We start from the raw sequence: 17,553 nt of genomic DNA on the forward strand, positions 1-17,553 counted from the left end.
CAACCGATGCCCTCGGTCAGGCGGCGGCGCTCTCGCCCACGTTGGTGTGCAGGCGGGCGACGACCTCGGAGAGCTGCGCGGCGACCTCGGCGTCGTCGGCCGGGTGGGTCTCGGCGAAGCGGACGACGGAGCCGGGGATGGAGAGCTTGACGTCCTCCAGGACCTTGCCACCGGCGATGCCGACGGCCTTGCGGGTCTCGTCCTGGGCCCAGACACCGCCGTACTGGCCGAAGGCGGTGCCGACCACGGCGACCGGCTTGCCGCCGAAGGCGCCGGCGCCGTAGGGGCGGGACAGCCAGTCGATGGCGTTCTTCAGGACGGCCGGGATGGTGCCGTTGTACTCGGGGGAGAAGAACAGGAAGGCGTCGGCGGCCTGGGCGGCAGCGCGCAGCTTGGCGGCCGGAGCCGGGACGCTGCCCTCGACGTCGAGGTCCTCGTTGTAGAACGGAATCTCGGCCAGGCCCTCGAAGAGGTCGACGTCGGTGCCCTCGGGGGCGAGCTTGACGGCGGCTTCGGCGAGCTGGCGGTTGTGCGAACCGGCGCGGAGGCTGCCGACGAGCGCGAGGATGCGAACAGACATGCGAAAACTCCCAGGGCTGAAACACTGCGGTAACGAACCGGACCGAGGTCCGTTTAATGTTGTAGCACTCTAAACGGACCGCGGTCCAGTTTTCTTCCGGGTGCTTTACGCTGTTTTCATGTCCGCCTTCCCGCCGCCCCTCGCCGAACAACCCCAACCGCCCTTCGACGAACCCCAGTTGCTCCAGCTCGGGGCCCCTGAGGACGAGCCCTGCCTGCGGGCCGACGCCGCCCGCAACCGGGCCCGGCTGCTGGAGGCCGCCGCGCGGCTGGTGGCCGAGCACGGAGCGGCCGGGGTGACGATGGAGGCGGTGGCCGTCGCGGCGAACGTGGGCAAGGGCACGGTCTTCCGGCGGTTCGGTGACCGGACCGGCCTGCTGACGGCCCTTCTCGACCACTCCGAGCGGAAGTTCCAGGCCGCCTTTCTGAGTGGTCCGCCGCCGCTCGGGCCGGGGGCGCCGCCCGTGGAGCGGTTGCGGGCGGTCGGGTACGCCCTGCTGCGCCGCTCGGTGGACGAATTGGATCTGCAACTGGCGGCCGAACCGAGTCCGGAGCGGCGTTTCTCCGTTCCGGCGCGCCGACTGCTGCGCGGCCACCTGGCGCTGCTGCTGCGGCAGGCCGTGCCGGACGCGGACAGTGAACTGCTGTCCCACACCCTGATGGGGTATCTCAGCCCCGTCCTCATCCACCATCTGACCAGGCAGTGCGGGTTGCCCCTGGAGCGGCTGGAGGCCGGGTGGGACGACCTGGTGGACCGTGTGACGGGGTGAGCCGGGGTGGGGGTGCGCAGGCGTGTGAAAAGTTGAGCCCGCAACTGAGTTCCCCCAGTCGTAAGCTTGAGCACAGATTCTGCAAAGATGCGGTACGTCATGGTGCAGATACCGAAAACGCCCGTTCCCGCGTCGCCCGTACCGCGCTCTGTCCCCACGAGCGCCGATGTGGCCCGCCTGGCCGGCGTCTCGCGCGCGACCGTCTCCTACGTCCTGAACAACACCAGCGCCGTCCGGATCAGCGAGCCCACGCGCCGTCGCGTCCGTGAGGCCGCCAAGGAGCTCGGGTACGTGCCGCACGCGGCCGCCCGCAGCCTGCGCGCCGGACACAGCCGCATGGTGCTGATGCCCGCGCCGGACTTCCCGGTCGGCCCGCTCTACAGCCAGTTCCTCAGCGAGCTCCAGTGGGCGCTGGGGCGCCTGGACTACACGGTCGTGCAGTACGGCGCGGTCGGCGTCCCCGGTGACGAGGCCGCGCGCGCCTGGGCCGAGCTGCGGCCGGTCGCGGTGCTGGTGCCGGGCACGGACCTCGGTGCGAAGGGCGTGACGGTGCTCAAGCGCTCCGGCGCCCGTGCCGTGGTCACCCTGGCCTCGGAGGCCGTCGAGGGCGCCCACGCCCTGCTCCTGGACCACGAGGCCGTCGGCCACTGCGCGGGCGCGCACCTGTACGCCCGCGGCAGACGCCGTGTCGGGGTCGTCGTGCCCGAGGAACCCGGCCTGGAGTCCTTCTCCGCCCCCCGTCTCGCGGGTGTCCGGCGGGCCCTGCGCGGCACGGACGCCACGGTCGTCGAACTGCCCCTGGCCTACGAGGAGTCGGCCGCCACCCGGCTCGCCGCCCGCTGGCGCGAGCTCGGCCTCGACGCCGTGTTCGCCTACAACGACGAGTACGCGATGCTGCTCATGCGGGCCCTTCAGGACGAGGGCGTCGACATACCCGGGCGCACGGCGGTGATCGGCGCCGACGACCTGATGCTCGGCCGGCTGCTCAGGCCCCGGCTGAGCACGGTCCACGTCGAACTGCCCTCCGGGCGCGATCTCGCCGAGCTGGTCGACCGCGCGGTGCGCAACCCCGGCGCCGCGCCCGAGACCCACACCGTGCTGGGCGCCTCGATGGTGCATCGCGAGTCCAGCTGAGCCGGGTCGGCGACGGTTCGGCTCAAGTCCCTTTCGATAGAGGGGAGTTGGGTTACTTCTCGGTACGACATGCACTGCATTTCCGGCAGGGCGTGACTAGGATGTTGCACGCTCAACAAGTTGGGGCGTCGTACAGGACGTCCGCCTTGTGAGTCCCGCCGGTGACGAACGGAGAGCCGAACATGCCTTTGCTCGACCCCAAGACCTGGCAGTCCCGCACCCTGGGGGGACCCGAACACGCTGTCACCGAGCCCGCCACCGGCGACACGCTCGGTACCGTCCGCCTCGCCACGGCCGAGGACGTCGCCGTGGCGGCGGAGACCGCACGGGGCGCGCAGAGCGACTGGGCCCGCGTCCCGCACTTCGTCCGGGCCGCCGTGCTGCGCAAGGCCGGTGACCTGTTCACCGCGCACGCCGACGAACTGCGCGAGTGGCTCGTCCGGGAGTCCGGATCCATTCCCGGCAAGGCCGACTTCGAACTGCACGTCGCGGCCCAGGAGTGCTACGAGGCCGCCGCACTCGCCTCCCGCCCGGCCGGACAGGTCCTGCCCAGCGAGGCGGCCCGCCTCTCCTACACCCGCCGGGTCCCCGCCGGCGTCGTGGGCGTGATCTCCCCCTTCAACGCCCCGCTGATCCTCTCCATCCGCTCCGTCGCCCCGGCCCTCGCCCTCGGCAACGCGGTGGTGCTGAAGCCGGACCCGCGCACGGCCGTCTGCGGCGGGCTCTCCCTCGCCGCGCTCTTCGCCGAGGCGGGCCTGCCGGACGGGCTGTTCCACGTCCTGCCGGGCGGACCCGACGCCGGTCAGGCCCTGGTCGCCGACCCGCGGATCCCGGTCATCTCCTTCACCGGCTCCACCGCGGCGGGCCGCGCCGTCGGCGAGGCGGCCGGACGCCACCTCAAGCGCGTGCACCTGGAACTGGGCGGCAACTCCGCCCTGATCGTGCTGGAGGACGCCGACATCGACGCGGTGATCTCCACGGCCGCCTGGGGCTCCTTCTTCCACCAGGGCCAGATCTGCATGACGACCGGCCGCCACCTGGTCCACAGCTCCCTGTACCAGGAGTACGTCGAGCGGCTGGCGGCGAAGGCCGACTCACTGGCCGTCGGCGACCCGCACCGCGAGCAGGTCCACCTCGGCCCGATCATCGACGACGGCCAGCTCGCCAAGGTGCACGGCCTGGTGGAGGCCAGCACCGCCCACGGCGCCAAACTGGCCGCCGGCGGCACCCACGACCGCCTCTTCTACCGGCCCACCGTCCTGGCCGACGTGGACGACGGCACGCCCGCCTACACGGAGGAGGTGTTCGGCCCCGTGGCGCCCGTCCGGTCGTTCAGCACGCCCGACGAGGCGGCCTCCCTGGCCGCGGCCGGCCCCTACGGCCTCTCGCTCGGCATCGTGACCCGGGACGCCGCCCGCGGCCTCGACCTCGCCGAGCGCATCCCCACCGGCATCGTCCACATCAACGACCAGACGGTGAACGACGAGGCCGTCGCCCCCTTCGGAGGCATCGCCGCGTCCGGCACCGGCGCCCGCTTCGGCGGCGAGGCCAACCTGGAGGCCTTCACCGAGCTGCGCTGGACGACGGTGCGCGCGGACGTGGCGCCGTACCCGTTCTAGAGGCTCCAGGGGCGCGCGTTCCAGGGTCCTCGCTCCGGCCGGCTACTGGCCGCTCTGCTCGGCCTGGGCCTGCTGCTCGGCGACGGACTTGCGCACCTCGTCCATGTCCAGCTTGCGGGCCTGCCCGATGACGTCCGTCAGGGCGGCCTCGGGCAGGGCGCCCGGCTGGGCGAACACGGCGACCTGGTCACGGACGATCATCAGCGTGGGAATCGACTGGATACCGAAGGCCGCGGCCAGCTCCGGCTGCGCCTCGGTGTCCACCTTGCCGAACACCAGGTCCGGATTGGCCTCGGCAGCCTTCTCGTAGACCGGCGCGAACTGCCGGCACGGACCACACCACTCCGCCCAGAAGTCGATCAGGACGAACTCGTTGTCCGTGACCGTCTGGTCGAAGTTCTCCTTGGTGAGCTCCACGGTGCTGCTCATGGCGTGATCCCTCTTCCTCGTATCGGGGGCGAAGCCGTCGGCCACAACACGGCCGACCCGGTGGGTATTCCGCGCGCGTACCCATGTGGCCCGAGCGCACACCACCCACCAGACTGGCCCCATGACGGAAACGGAATCCATCGCCTACGACGTCGTGGTGCTCGGTGCCGGGCCCGTGGGGGAGAACGTCGCGGACCGCACCCGTGCGGCCGGCCTCTCCACCGCGGTCGTGGAGAGCGAACTGGTCGGCGGCGAGTGCTCGTACTGGGCGTGCATGCCCAGCAAGGCCCTGCTGCGCCCGGTCATCGCCCGCGCCGACGCCCGCCGCACACCCGGACTCAAGGACGCGGTCCAAGGTCCCCTCGACACCGCGGCGGTCCTCGCCCACCGCGACTACTACACCTCCCACTGGAAGGACGACGGCCAGGTCCAGTGGCTCGACAGCATCGGCGCCGACGTCCACCGCGGCCACGGCCGCCTCTCCGGACCCCGCACGGTCACGGTCACCGGCCCCGACGGCGCGCGGACGGTGCTGACCGCCCGGCACGCCGTCGCCGTCTGCACCGGCACCCGCGCCGTCCTGCCCGACCTGCCCGGCCTCGCGGACGTGCGGCCCTGGACGAGCCGCGAGGCCACCAGCGCCAAGGCGGCGCCCGGCCGGCTGATCGTCGTCGGCGGGGGAGTGGTCGCCACCGAGATGGCCACCGCCTGGCAGGCCCTCGGCTCGCAGGTCACCCTCCTCGTCCGCGGCAAGGGCCTGCTGAACCGGATGGAACCCTTCGCGGGCGAACTCGTCGCCGAGGCGCTCGGAGAGGCGGGCGTCGACGTCCGCACCGGCACCTCCGTGGAATCGGTCGGTCGGGAGAACGGCACGGTCGTGGCGGTCACCGACACCGGCGACCGCATCGAGGCCGACGAGATCCTCTTCGCCACCGGCCGCGCCCCGCGCACCGACGACATCGGCCTCGACACCGTCGGCCTGGAACCCGGCTCCTGGCTGGATGTCGACGACAGCCTGCGCGTCACCGGCAACGAATGGCTCTACGGCGTCGGCGACGTCAACCACCGCGCCCTCCTCACCCACCAGGGCAAGTACCAGGCCCGTATCGCGGGCGCCGCCATCGCCGCCCGCGCCTCCGGCACCGCCCAGCTGGACGCCGAGCCCTGGGGCGCCCACACGGCCACCGCCGACCACGGCGCCGTCCCCCAGGTCGTCTTCACCGACCCCGAGGCGGCCTCCGTGGGCCTCTCCCTCGCCGAGGCCGAACAGGCCGGCCACCGCGTCCGCGCCGTCGACTACGACCTCGCCTCTGTCTCCGGCGCCGGGCTCTACGCCGACGGCTACCGCGGCCGCGCCCGCATGGTCGTCGACCTCGAACGCGAGATCCTCCTCGGCGTCACCTTCGTCGGTCCCGGTGTCGGCGAGCTGATCCACTCGGCCACCGTCGCGGTCGCCGGCCAGGTGCCGATCAGCAGGCTGTGGCACGCGGTGCCGTCGTACCCGACGATCAGCGAGGTGTGGCTGCGGCTGCTGGAGGCCTACCGGGACAACTGACCGCCGCCGCCGCCGCCGATCGGGCGGAGCGAGCGACGCGGCGGAGGCCGGGCCCGACAGCCCGTGACTACGGGAGGTCGAAGCCCAGCGCCTCCGCCGCCTCCCGGGGCGTCGGCTGCGTCCACCGCTCCGCCGTCGCCCGGCCGGACGACAGGGACCGCAGCTCCGCGCGGTCCAGGTAGAGCGTGCCGTCGAGGTGATCGGTCTCGTGCTGGACGATCCGGGCGGGCCAGCCGGTGAAGACCTCGTCCACCGGCCGGCCGTTCTCGTCCTCGCACGTCAGCCGTACCTCGGCCGGCCGGGCCACCACCGCCTGCCAGCCGGGCACACTCAGACAGCCCTCGAAGAACGCGGCACGGGCCCCGCCCAGCGGCTCGTAGGACGGGTTGACCAGCACCCGGAACGGCTGCGGCACCCGCCCGCGGGCCACCCGTACCTCCTCGGGGACGGGCGCCGGATCCTCGATGACCGCGACCCGCAGCGGTACCCCCACCTGGGGCGCGGCCAGGCCCACGCCCGGCGCCGCGTGCATGGTCACGCGCAGTGCCTCGACGAAGCGGGCGAGGAGGCCGCGGTCCAGCTGGCCGTCGAAGGGCTCGGCGCGGCGCCGCAGTACGGGCTCGCCGGCCTCCACGATGGCCAACGGCCCGTCCGTGGACAGGAGTTCCTCGACGAGGTCGGCGACCGGGACGTGATCACGGGGAGAAACCATCGCGCCAGCATGCCACGGAGCTCCACCCCACCTCCCACCGGTAAGTGACGCAGATCACTCAAACTCCCGGGAACTCGACACCGCCTTCGTCCGACATCTGGAGCGCCCCAACCGAGAAACACCCCTGCCCCGGGAGAACCCCGCCGATGTCCACCGCTCCTCCGACCTCCACGGACGAGGCCCCACAGTCCGTCGCCGAGCCGGCGCCGTCCGCCGGCAGATGGTCCCCGCTGCGCCCGCTGATCCTGCGGCTGCACTTCTACGCGGGCGTGCTCGTCGCGCCCTTCCTGCTCGTCGCGGCCCTCACCGGCTTCCTGTACGCCGGCTCGTTCCAGGCCGAGAAGCTCCTCTACGCCGACGAGCTGACCGTCTCCGCGGTCGGCGACGCCAAGCTGCCGATATCCGAGCAGGTGGCGGCCGCCCGCGCGGCACACCCCGAGGGCTCGGTCGCCGCCGTACGGCCCTCGCCCGCGGACGACGCGACCACCAGGGTGCTGCTGTCCGGCGTCGAGGGCGTCGACCCGACCCACACGCTCGCCGTGTTCGTCGACCCGTACACCGCGAAGGTGCGGGGCTCGCTCGAACAGTACGGCTCGACCGGCGCGCTCCCCCTGCGCACCTGGATCGACGAGTTCCACCGCGATCTGCACCTGGGCCAGACCGGCCGCCTCTACAGCGAACTCGCCGCCAGCTGGCTGGGCGTGATCGCGCTCGGCGGGCTCGCGCTGTGGTTCTCCCGCCGCCGGGCCCGGCGCAGGCTGCGCGGCACCAGCGGCCGTCGCCGCACCCTCGGGCTGCACGGCACCGTCGGGGCCTGGGTGGCCGCCGGGTTCCTCTTCCTGTCGGCGACCGGACTGACCTGGTCGACCTACGCCGGGGCGAACATCGACGAGCTGCGCACCTCGCTCGGGCAGTCCACCCCGTCGGTCACGGCGACGGCGGGCGGCGACCACTCCGGCCACGGCGCCTCCGCCTCGGCCGGCGGCGAGCACGGCGTCGGCCTCGACAAGGTCCTGTCCGCCGCCCGCGCCGAGGGCTTGGGCGACCCCGTCGAGATCGTCCCGCCCGCCGACGCCTCCTCCGCGTACGTCGTCAAGCAGATCCAGCGCAGCTGGCCCGAGAAGCAGGACGCCGTCGCGGTCGACCCGACCACCGGCGAGGTCACCGACGTCCTGCGGTTCGCCGACTACCCCCTGCTGGCCAAGCTGACCCGCTGGGGCATCGACCTGCACACGGGATCCCTCTTCGGCCTGGTCAACCAGATCGCCCTGATGCTCCTCGCGCTCAGTCTGATCCTGCTGATCGTGTGGGGCTACCGCATGTGGTGGCAGCGCGGCCGCGGCTCCGCCTTCGGCCGGCCGATCCCACGCGGCGCCTGGCAGCAGGTGCCCCCGCAGACCCTGCTGCCGTGCGTGGCGGCCATCGCGGTCGTCGGCTACTTCGTGCCGCTCCTGGGCATCCCGCTGGCCGCGTTCATCGTCGTGGACGTGGTCCTCGGGGAGATCGCGCACCGGCGGGGGCGGACGAGCGGGGCCGGCGTGAAGTAGAGGGGCAACGGGGCCCGCGCGGGACGTGGTTCGGGCCCGGCCCCTTGTCCGGGGCCGGGCCCGAAAACCTCCTCCTGCCGGCCTTGCCGCTCCAGGGCGCGGCCGAGCATCAGCCGGGCGTAGTGCTCCACCGGGTCCCGCTCGACGATGACGCGCAACTCGCTCTCCGAGCGCCGCAGTTGGGTCGAGTGGTAGTAGGCGCGGGACGGCAGCAGCCATCGCGCGGGACGGTCGGACATTCTCCTGCCCGGTGTCCCCTGGCACTACCGGGACAGGGCGGCCAACTCCTTGTTCGCCCGCTCGGTGACCAGGGCCAGGACCCGCCCGGCCGCGGCCAGGTCCTCGGCGGGGATTCCGGCGTAGATCCGGGCGGAGATCTGTGCCGTCTCGGCGCTGGTCCCGGCGTACAGCGCCCGGCCGCTGTCGGTGACCCGCACGAGCGATCCCTCGGGGGCCAGCAGCCCCTTGGTGATCAGTGCTTCCACGGCATCCCGCGCCTCGGACTGGTCGATCTTGAGGCTGTCGACGACCTGGCGGACCAGGTCGTCCCGCTCGACGGGGGCGTCGGCGACCGCGACCGGCCGCAGGGTGACCATCTGCTGGAACGTGACGCCGTAGGGGGTCACGACCGACTCGACGATCGCGCGGCCGGCGTAGTGGGCCAGAGCGATGACGCGGCCGTTGACGGTAGAGGTGGTCGGGGTGGTGGCGGGGGCGGTGGTCATGGTGACTCCTCGAAGACTGGCGTTGGGTATCCGGTCGCCCGGTCACTTCCCATTTAATGTACATGGAGATTGTATCTATGGCTACTAAATGAAGGCGGCTCGTCGGCCTGACGCGGAACACCGCGCGGGGCTAGGTTGAGCGGCATGAGCAATCTTGATCGGGAGCCGGTCCCCGCCCTGTGCGGCGGCCGCGGTTTCGTCGTGGCGGAGCCGGTGCGCGAACTCCTCAGCCCTCGCCGCGTCAAGCTCGGCGAGTCCACCGAGGTCCGCCGACTGCTGCCCAACCTGGGCCGGCGCATGGTCGGCGCCTGGTGCTTCGTGGACCACTACGGCCCCGACGACATCGCCGACGAGCCCGGCATGCAGGTGCCGCCCCACCCGCACATGGGACTCCAGACCGTGAGCTGGCTGCACGAGGGGGAGGTGCTGCACCGCGACTCCACCGGCAGCCTCCAGACGATCCGCCCGCGCGAGCTGGGCCTGATGACCTCCGGCCGGGCGATCAGCCACTCCGAGGAGAGCCCGAGGTCGCACGCCCGCCTCCTGCACGGCGCCCAGCTCTGGGTCGCCCTCCCCGACGGTCACCGCCACACCGAGCCGCGCTTCGAGCACCACGCCGAGCTGCCCCACATCACGGCACCGGGCCTGACGGCCACCCTCATCCTCGGCTCCCTCGACGGCGCCACCTCACCCGGTACGACGTACACCCCGATCCTCGGCGCCGACCTGGCCCTCGTCCAGGGCACCGACGTACGCCTGCCGTTGGAACCGGACTTCGAGTACGCCGTGCTCTCCATGTCCGGCGAGGCCCACGTGGACGGCGTGCCGCTCCTCCCGGGCTCGATGCTCTACCTCGGCTGCGGCCGCACCGAACTCCCCCTGCGCGCCGCGTCGGACGCGGGCCTCATGCTCCTGGGCGGCGAGCCGTTCGAGGAGGAGCTGATCATGTTCTGGAACTGGATCGGCCGGACCCAGGAGGAGATCGAACAGGCTCGTCGGGACTGGATGGAAGGCACGCGGTTCGGCGAGGTCAAGGGGTACGACGGGGCGCCGCTGCCGGCTCCGGAACTGCCGCCGCTGCCGTTGAAGCCGCGAGGCAGAGTGCGCTGATCCCCAGGAACGCCTGAGAGGTGGGGCGTCGTCCGTGGGCGCCCGGCACCGACGTACCGGTTGAGTTGCAGTGCCCATGACCAGGGCGGAGAATGAAGAACGGCCCGTCGGCCGCCGCCGCCCTCTCCCACCGCCACGCGCAGGACCGTACGCACAGCGCACCGGGAGTCCCCGTGGACCGAGCCGATCTCGCAGCGGTGTTCTCCGGGGAGGGACCCGTACCTGTCCTGTGGGCCACCGACTGCCCCGTCCGCTTCGACGTGTGGCTGGCGTTCGCCCGGCCGTCGGCCTCGGGCGGGGCGCGGGCGGGTCCGGAGCCGTGGCTCGGGTGGGAGGCGGGGCGGCAGGATCTGATTCTCGCGATCCGTGAGGAGTACGGCGTCGAGCGGGTCCTCGAACGTTTCCAGAGCCGGGGGCTGATGGAGACGTGCCGCCCGATCGCGTCCGGCAGTTTCGTGGCGGCGCGGCTGACCCTGAAGGAACTGGTCAGCGACCTGCTGCCCCTGACCAGTCTCGCCGGCGTGGTGCGTGTCGCCCACGAACTCGCCCGGGCCGACAGGGCGGGGGGCATCGAGGCAGCCCTCGCCGGACACGTCAGGACGCCGGCCACCAGCGAGATCCACGACAGCATGGAGCGTCGCCAGGAGCGCGGCCGCCATCTCACCTGGCTCCTGAGGCTGCTGTACCGCGTCGTCGAGAACGCGCGGCCGGACCTGGCCCTCAGCGAGTCGCGGGAACGGGCCGTGACCGGCGTGCTCGTGGACATGCTGGACGCCGTCGTCGTGGACACGGCCCCGGTGCGCGGGCCGCACGCACTCGCCGGGCGCGTCGCCGACCGACGGCAGAAGTACCCGATCGTCTCCGTGACGACGAACCGGCGGGCGACCCGCGCCGTCGTACGGTCCCGCCGGACGATCAAGGCCGCCGCGGCGGAGCAGGTGTTCTCGATCGACACCGCCTCCATCGGCTGGGCGGTGGTCGACAGCGGCATCGACGCGCGGCACCCCGCCTTCCACGACTGGGACACCACCGGCCGGACGCCACGGCGACTGGAGACGCGCATCGCCCGCTCCTTCGACTTCACCGGCGTACGGGAGAAACTCTCCGCCGACGTGCTCGTGGGCGGACTCGTCAACTGGGCGGCCGCCCTGCCGTCCGTCGACACCACTCCCGGTCCGTCCGGGCAGCCCGCCCAGCCGCCGGGCGACCAGCACGGCACCCACATCGCCGGCATCATCGGCGGCTGGTGGCCCGAGCTGGACTTCCGCGGTATCTGCCCGCGTATCCGGCTCTACGACTTCCGGGTCCTCGACGACGGTGAGGGCGACGAGTTCTCCATCGTCACCGCGCTCCAGGCGATCCGTCACCTCAACGACCAGGCCGGGCGGTACATCGTCGCCGGGGTCAACATCAGCCTGTCTGTCCCGTACGACGTCGCCACCCACTCCACCGGGTGGACACCCGTGTGTGTCGAGTGCGACCGCCTGACCCGGTCGGGTGTCGTGGTCGTCACGGCGGCGGGGAACGCGGGGTTCACCGGCAGCGCCGCGCGGACCCTGGGCGCCGACTACCGGGACATCGGCATCTCCGACCCCGGCAACGCGGAGTCCGTCATCACCGTCGGCTCCACCCACCGCAGCAACCCGCACCGCCACGGCGTCAGTTACTTCTCCAGCCGGGGACCCACCGGCGACGGGCGACCCAAGCCCGACCTGGTGGCGCCGGGGGAGGGCATCGACGGACCCATCCCCGGCGAGGGCATCGCCGCCATGCACGGGACCAGTCAGGCGGCGGCCCACGTCAGCGGGGCCGCGGCCATGCTGCTGGCCCGCCACCGAGAGCTGCTCGGCCGTCCCGAACGCGTGAAGGAGATCCTGTGCGCGACGGCCACCGACCTCGCTCGCGAACGCAACTTCCAGGGCCATGGGCTCGTCGACGTGCTGCGTGCCGTGCAGTCCGTCTGACCGGCCGCACCACCAGGCAGTCCCTCTGAGGGGCCGACACCACCAGTGAGGCAGGGGCGACATGTTCACCTTCGATTTCCTCGACGCCCGGCACGGTGACTGCTTCCTCGTCCGCTGGGGCACGCCCGACGAGCGCGTCATGCTCGTGGACGGCGGTCCCGGCGGCGTCTACCGGGCGACGCTCCAGGGCCGACTGCGGCAGCTCGGAGGGCCGGACGGCGACGAATCGCCGCACCTCGACGCCGTATGCCTGTCCCATGTCGACGACGACCACGCCGACGGGCTCGTACGGCTCTTCCGCGACATGCGGCAGGCCCAGCAGGACGGGGAGGCACTGCCGTACGCGGTGGACACCCTGTGGTTCAACTCCGTGGAAGAACTGGTCGACCAGCGGGCCCCCGGACTGAGCGCCTCCGTCCGGCCGCTCCTCGAAAGCGCCGCCGCCGACGCTGCGGTCGGGGCCAGCTACCACCAGGGCCGCGACATCCGCAACGCGGCCGCCGCGCTGCACCTGGACGGCAACGCCCCGTTCGGCGGCCCGCTCACCGAAGGCGCCGAGGCCACCCTCGGCAACCTGGACGTCACCGTCGTCGCACCCGACGAGGCGGCGCTGGCCGAACTGGAGGAATGCTGGCGCAAGGCGAAACAGCGCGGCGACCCCGAGGTCATCACCGCGGCGTACGCCGACGACTCGGTGCAGAACCTCTCCAGCATCGTCCTGCTGCTGCGCCACGAGGGCCGCACCGCGCTGCTCACCGGTGACGCCCGCGGCGACCACGTCCTGGCCGGGCTGCGCGAGTTGGACCTGCTCGCCGACGCGGAACCGCCCCACGTCGACCTGCTCAAGCTGCCGCACCACGGCAGCGACCGCAACGTGGAAGCCGGGTTCTTCGAGCAGGTGCGGGCCGACCACTACGTCATATCCGCCGACGGCGTCCGCCACCACCATCCGAACGAGGACACCCTGCGCTGGCTCGTCGAGTCCCGGGCACCGGACGAGGAGTACGTCGTCCACCTGACCAACCACATCCCGTTCGCCGAGGAGACGCTGACGGGACTGCGCCAGGGCCGCGCCTTCGACGTCGATGTCCGCGAGCCCGCCGAGCAGGCGCTCGTCATCACGATCGGAGACCGGCCATGACCTCCTCCCGGCACGCCCCCGCCCCTGCCGCGCCCCCGGCGGACACCGTGCCGGCCGCCGGACCGGGGTGGGCCGTGGACTCGCCCGCCGTCGGCACCGGTCTCACCGCCCGACCCTGCGGTGACGCCCTCCGCCCGGCCGAACCACCCGCCACGGCCCACCCGGTCGCGCTCGCCCTGTCCGGCGGAGGATTCCGCGCCACTCTCGCCGGACTGGGCTTCGTCCGGCTGCTGGCCGACACCGGGCTGCTGCCCCGGGTGCGGTACTCCTCCTCCGTGTCCGGAGGCTCGATCGCCAACGGCTGTCTGGCCGCCGCCTGGCCGGAACTGCGGCAGGAGGGCTTCACCGCGCAGGCCGTCGACGCGATCGTCATCGCACCGCTCGTGGACCGCCTTGCCTCCCGCTCCCTCAAACGCGCCCTCGTCCGCGGCCTGTGGCGCACCCTCGGCCCCACCACCCGCACGGATCTGCTGGCCAGGCGTCTGGACGAGTGGTTCTTCGAGAGGGCCGAACTGGAACGACTGGACCCGCAGGTGCGCTGGATCGTCAACACGGCCAATCTGACCACCGGCGCCCGCCTCACCTTCGAACGCGACGTCTACGGCGACTACACCATCGGCCTGGCCCGCACAGCCGGAACGGGACTGCGGCTGAGCCGGGCCGTGTCGGCCTCCGCGGCGGTGCCCGGCGCCTTCCCGCCCGTCGTCCTGGACCGGACCCCGTTCCCGTGCGCCACCCATCCGCCCGCGCTGCTCGACGGCGGTACGTACGACAACACCGGCCTGGAGGCGATCGACGGCGATCGGTACCGCCACACCTTCCTGTGCGCCCTCAACGCCGGCGGACTGCTGAGCCCCGGTGTGTACGGGCGCGTCCCGGTCGTCCGCGACCTGGCCCGGGCGAACTCCCTGCTGTACCGGCAGAGCACCGCCCTGCGGACCCGGGCCGTCGTCGAACGCTTCGAGCACGCGAGGGACGCGGGCCCGGACGGCGAACTGCCGCGCGGTGCCCGCAGGGGAGTCCTCGTCCAGCTCTCCACCGACTTCCCGGCCGACGGCCCGGACGCCCTGCGCCGCTGGCACGCGGCCTTCCCGGAACACCGCACCTTCGAGGGCCGGCACCTGGCCCTCGTCCCGACGGTCTTCGACCGCCTCGACCCCGGTCTGTGCCGCGCCCTGGTGTACCGCGGCTGGTGGCTCGGCGGCGCGGCCCTGGCCGCGCACCACCCGGATCTGCTGCCGCACGACCTGACGGAACTGCGGCCGCCGCGACGGTGACCGGCAGCCGGCCTCCGGTACCGGCCCGCGGGAGGCGGCGGTGCCCGCGGGCCGATGGCGCCCCGCTCTCCGGCATCCCCGGCGTCCGCGTTGACGCATGCCAATATAGGCATATGATGTTGCCATGGCGCGAGCGGCAACGACCTCGGACGCGTTCAACGCGATCGCCGAACCGCAGCGGCGGGAGATCCTGACGCTGCTGCGGGGCGGCGAACGTCCGGTGACCGATCTGGCGCGGGACCTGGGGATGACCCAGCCGCAGGCGTCCAAGCACCTGCGGGTGCTCCGGGAGGTCGGGCTGGTGCGGGTCCGCGGGGCGGGCAAGCAGCGGCTGTACGGCCTGGACGCCCGCGGGCTGCGGCCGATCCACGAGTGGGTGGGCGGCTTCGAGCGCTTCTGGAGCGAGAGCTTCGACCGCCTGGACGCGTACGTGCAGGAACTGAAGCAGGAACGGCAGGAGGGACCACACGATGACGACGACCAGTAGTGGCGGCGAGGGCGCGCACGCGATCGCGGACCGCGAGGTCGTGATCTCCCGGGAGATCGGCGCCCCGCAGGCTCTGGTGTTCGAGGCGTTCACGCGAGTCCGGCATCTGTCGCGGTGGTGGGGACCGGAGGGCTTCACCACCAGCACGCGGTCCTTCGAGTTCCGCGTCGGCGGGACCTGGGACTTCGTGATGCACGGACCGGACGGGACCGACTACCAGGAGTGGATCACCTGGCGGGAGATCGTCCCGCCGGAGCGGATCGCGCTGCTGCACGGCGAGTCCCGCGACGACCCGAACGCCTTCGAGTCGGTCCTGACCTTTGAACCGGCCGGCGAGCGGACCCGGATCGTGATGCGCACGGTGTTCCCCACCAAGGCACTCCGCGACGAGGCGGTGGAGAAGTACCACGCGATCGAGGGCGGCGAGCAGACGCTGCGCAACCTGGCGGCCTACGTCGCCGAACTCACCCGGAGCGGACTCACGGGAAGCGAACCCACCCGGGACGAGACGCCTCCCGAGGGGGCCGAGAGCTGATGGCCGGGAAGGTGTTCTTCAGCGTGACGATGTCCCTGGACGGATTCATGGCGCCCGACGCCGTGCCCGTCGGGTACGTCTTCTCGCCCGAAGGCCGGGACGACCCGAGGGTCCGGCGCTGGATGGCGAAGTGGTCGGAGCTGCAGGCGTGGTTGTTCCCGCAGCGGTGGTTCCGGGAGAACCTCAAGCTCGGCGAGGGCGGCGAGGAAGGACTCGACAACGACATCGCGCGGGCGACGTACGAGCGCACCGGCGCGAGCGTCATGGGCAAGCGCATGTTCGACGGCGGTGAACCGGCCTGGCCGGAGGAAGCGCCGTTCCACACCCCGGTGTTCGTCGTCACCCACACCCGGCGTGACCCGTGGGAGCGGCCGGGCGGCACCACCTTCCACTTCGTCGACGACGGCATCGAGAGCGCGCTGCTCCAGGCCCGCGAGGCCGCCGGCGACCGCGACGTGCGCATCGCCGGCGGCGCCGAGACGATCCAGCAGTACCTGGACGGCGGCCTGATCGACGAGTTCTCCCTCACCCTCGCGCCCGTGCTGTTCGGCACCGGCATCCGCCTGTTCGACCGCGTGGACCCCGACCGTCTCACGCTGGACCAGACCCGCGCGGACGCCTCGTCCCGGGTGACCCACCTGACCTACACCGTCGCGAAACGCTAGCCCGCGCTCACGCCGACGAGGTGGCGCGCGACCTGCGGGAGGCGGACTTCGGCGCCCGGGAAGGGCTGATTCAGCGCAGCGACGCGTGCGGGTACTGCTCGGCGCGGTGTTGGAATGCCAGGACCGCGGGATTCTGGATGGCGCCGTCGCGGATCTCGATCGCTCGGCGAATCGTGCGGTCACCGTCCCAGCCGGCCGGCCCTTCGAGGACCGGTCGCAGGAACGGGATCAGCGCCTCGCTGTTCTCCCAGGTGGCCGCGTCCCACAGGTAGGAGGGGCTGTGGTCCACGGCGTAGTAGTGGACGTGGTCGCCGACGGTGAACATCGGCTCGGTGAAGGTGGTGGGCCGGGCCCAGGCGAACCCCATGCCCTCGTCGCAGGAGACGTCGATGACGAGGGTGCCGGGCGCGAGCTTCGGCAGGTCCTCCTCTATCAGGAACATCAGCGGCGCCGCGGTGTCCTGGAGCACGCAGTTGACGATGATGTCGTGCCCGGCGAGGAACTCGGCCAGCGGCTCCGGGCCGTCCTCGGTGAGCGCGACGCTGCGCCGCGGGTCGGGGGTGTCGTCGGCCGCGTCGTGGTCGAAGTGGACGATCCGCGCCGAGTGGATCGGTGAGCTGACGGCGGTGGTGCCGCGGGCGGTCAGCACATCCACGTCGTGGACGCCCAGCGCGCTGAGCGCGGTCACCGCGCCGCGGGCGGTGGCGCCGAAGCCGATCACCGCCGCTCGCCGCCGACGGCCGTAGTCACCGGTCGCGCCGGTCAGCTGCATGGCGTGCAGCACCGACGAATAGCCGGCCAGTTCGTTGTTCTTGTGGAAGACGTGCAGGCTGAAGCCGCCCTCCCGGGTCCAGTGGTTCATCGCCTCGAAGGCGATCAGCGTGAGCCTGCGGTCGATGGCGGCCTGCGTGACCTTCTCGTCCTGCACACAGTGCGGCCACCCCCACAGCACCTGACCGTCGCGCAGTTCCGTCAGGTCCTCGTGCAAGGGCTTGGCCAGCAGGATGACGTCACACTCCGCGATCAGCTCCTCGCGTGAGCGGAAACCGGCGACCAACGGCGCGAGCTGACTGTCCGGTACACCGAAGTGCTCGCCATAACCGGTCTGCAGATAAATGCCGGCCTGAAGGTCGTCGTCGATGCGCTCGAAGTGCGCTGGATGGATCGGCAGACGGTGCTCGTTCTCTTTGCGGGTCTGCGACATGATTCCGAGCTTGAGCTGCTGCAAAATACCCCTTTGATTACTACCTGTCTAGCACACTTCCGGTGCCCCATTCGTTTTCCGCGCACAAACATGCGTCAAC

The 17,553-nt window shown here is 72.1% G+C and carries 17 protein-coding genes and 1 pseudogene; 12 read left to right on the forward strand and 6 right to left on the reverse strand.

Annotated elements, in window-relative coordinates:
- Positions 1 to 16: 16 nt before the first annotated feature.
- Entirely contained in the window at positions 17 to 580 is a 564-nt protein-coding gene (locus K4B79_RS30325; protein WP_232030344.1) for an NAD(P)H-dependent oxidoreductase, read from the reverse strand.
- A gap of 118 nt (positions 581 to 698) precedes the next feature.
- Here K4B79_RS30325 and K4B79_RS30330 point away from each other — a divergent pair, with 118 nt between their 5' ends.
- From K4B79_RS30330 to K4B79_RS30340, 3 genes are all read left to right on the forward strand, one after another.
- A complete protein-coding gene (locus tag K4B79_RS30330) occupies positions 699 to 1,349 on the forward strand; it encodes a TetR/AcrR family transcriptional regulator (protein WP_232030345.1) in 651 nt (216 codons plus the stop codon).
- A gap of 99 nt (positions 1,350 to 1,448) precedes the next feature.
- Positions 1,449 to 2,483, forward strand: a complete 1,035-nt coding sequence (locus tag K4B79_RS30335) for a LacI family DNA-binding transcriptional regulator (RefSeq protein ID WP_374208526.1) — start codon at positions 1,449 to 1,451, stop codon at positions 2,481 to 2,483.
- 182 nt (positions 2,484 to 2,665) lie between these two features.
- Positions 2,666 to 4,102 (forward strand): benzaldehyde dehydrogenase, encoded by a 1,437-nt coding sequence (locus tag K4B79_RS30340; RefSeq protein WP_232030347.1) that lies wholly within the window; start codon positions 2,666 to 2,668, stop codon positions 4,100 to 4,102.
- A 42-nt stretch (positions 4,103 to 4,144) separates the two neighbouring features.
- On the opposite strand, the gene trxA is transcribed toward K4B79_RS30340, so the two are convergent.
- On the reverse strand, positions 4,145 to 4,531 hold the full coding sequence (trxA, locus tag K4B79_RS30345) for a thioredoxin (protein ID WP_067443325.1): 387 nt from the start codon (positions 4,529 to 4,531) through the stop codon (positions 4,145 to 4,147).
- A gap of 121 nt (positions 4,532 to 4,652) precedes the next feature.
- Here trxA and K4B79_RS30350 point away from each other — a divergent pair, with 121 nt between their 5' ends.
- Positions 4,653 to 6,086 (forward strand): dihydrolipoyl dehydrogenase family protein, encoded by a 1,434-nt coding sequence (locus tag K4B79_RS30350; protein WP_232030348.1) that lies wholly within the window; start codon positions 4,653 to 4,655, stop codon positions 6,084 to 6,086.
- A 67-nt stretch (positions 6,087 to 6,153) separates the two neighbouring features.
- Here K4B79_RS30350 and K4B79_RS30355 read toward each other — a convergent pair whose 3' ends face one another.
- Complete coding sequence (locus tag K4B79_RS30355; protein ID WP_232030349.1) at positions 6,154 to 6,798, reverse strand: peptide deformylase; 645 nt, start codon at positions 6,796 to 6,798, stop codon at positions 6,154 to 6,156.
- Between the two features lie 146 nt (positions 6,799 to 6,944).
- Between K4B79_RS30355 and K4B79_RS30360 the strand changes: the two genes are divergently transcribed.
- Complete coding sequence (locus tag K4B79_RS30360) at positions 6,945 to 8,345, forward strand: PepSY-associated TM helix domain-containing protein (protein WP_232030350.1); 1,401 nt, start codon at positions 6,945 to 6,947, stop codon at positions 8,343 to 8,345.
- A gap of 68 nt (positions 8,346 to 8,413) precedes the next feature.
- Here the strand turns inward: K4B79_RS30360 and K4B79_RS48855 are convergent.
- Both K4B79_RS48855 and K4B79_RS30365 read right to left on the reverse strand, forming a co-directional pair.
- Positions 8,414 to 8,560 (reverse strand): annotated as a pseudogene (locus K4B79_RS48855) (tetratricopeptide repeat protein); the annotation flags it as partial.
- A gap of 48 nt (positions 8,561 to 8,608) precedes the next feature.
- Positions 8,609 to 9,070, reverse strand: a complete 462-nt coding sequence (locus tag K4B79_RS30365; RefSeq protein ID WP_232030351.1) for a MarR family transcriptional regulator — start codon at positions 9,068 to 9,070, stop codon at positions 8,609 to 8,611.
- 144 nt (positions 9,071 to 9,214) lie between these two features.
- Between K4B79_RS30365 and K4B79_RS30370 the strand changes: the two genes are divergently transcribed.
- The 7 genes from K4B79_RS30370 to K4B79_RS30400 all read left to right on the forward strand — a co-directional run bounded on the left by K4B79_RS30370 (position 9,215) and on the right by K4B79_RS30400 (position 16,249).
- Positions 9,215 to 10,180, forward strand: coding sequence for a pirin family protein (locus tag K4B79_RS30370; protein ID WP_232030352.1), 966 nt, complete (start codon positions 9,215 to 9,217; stop codon positions 10,178 to 10,180).
- A 92-nt stretch (positions 10,181 to 10,272) separates the two neighbouring features.
- On the forward strand, positions 10,273 to 12,144 hold the full coding sequence (locus K4B79_RS30375) for a S8 family serine peptidase (protein WP_232030354.1): 1,872 nt from the start codon (positions 10,273 to 10,275) through the stop codon (positions 12,142 to 12,144).
- Between the two features lie 61 nt (positions 12,145 to 12,205).
- Positions 12,206 to 13,285, forward strand: a complete 1,080-nt coding sequence (locus K4B79_RS30380; RefSeq protein ID WP_232030355.1) for a ComEC/Rec2 family competence protein — start codon at positions 12,206 to 12,208, stop codon at positions 13,283 to 13,285.
- Positions 13,282 to 14,562 carry a patatin-like phospholipase family protein gene (locus K4B79_RS30385; protein ID WP_232030356.1) on the forward strand — a complete coding sequence of 427 codons (1,281 nt, stop codon included), beginning with the start codon at positions 13,282 to 13,284 and terminating at the stop codon, positions 14,560 to 14,562. Before K4B79_RS30380 ends, K4B79_RS30385 begins: the two co-directional genes overlap by 4 nt.
- Before the next feature lie 124 nt (positions 14,563 to 14,686).
- Positions 14,687 to 15,049 (forward strand): ArsR/SmtB family transcription factor, encoded by a 363-nt coding sequence (locus K4B79_RS30390; RefSeq protein WP_232030357.1) that lies wholly within the window; start codon positions 14,687 to 14,689, stop codon positions 15,047 to 15,049.
- Positions 15,033 to 15,584, forward strand: a complete 552-nt coding sequence (locus tag K4B79_RS30395) for an SRPBCC family protein (RefSeq protein ID WP_232030358.1) — start codon at positions 15,033 to 15,035, stop codon at positions 15,582 to 15,584. Before K4B79_RS30390 ends, K4B79_RS30395 begins: the two co-directional genes overlap by 17 nt.
- Positions 15,584 to 16,249, forward strand: a complete 666-nt coding sequence (locus K4B79_RS30400; RefSeq protein WP_232030359.1) for a dihydrofolate reductase family protein — start codon at positions 15,584 to 15,586, stop codon at positions 16,247 to 16,249. Before K4B79_RS30395 ends, K4B79_RS30400 begins: the two co-directional genes overlap by 1 nt.
- A 70-nt stretch (positions 16,250 to 16,319) precedes the next feature.
- Here K4B79_RS30400 and K4B79_RS30405 read toward each other — a convergent pair whose 3' ends face one another.
- Entirely contained in the window at positions 16,320 to 17,477 is a 1,158-nt protein-coding gene (locus K4B79_RS30405) for a N(5)-(carboxyethyl)ornithine synthase (protein ID WP_232030360.1), read from the reverse strand.
- Positions 17,478 to 17,553: the final 76 nt, after the last annotated feature.

This window comes from Streptomyces lincolnensis (genome assembly GCF_021173675.1).
Taxonomy (GTDB): domain Bacteria; phylum Actinomycetota; class Actinomycetes; order Streptomycetales; family Streptomycetaceae; genus Streptomyces; species Streptomyces lincolnensis_B.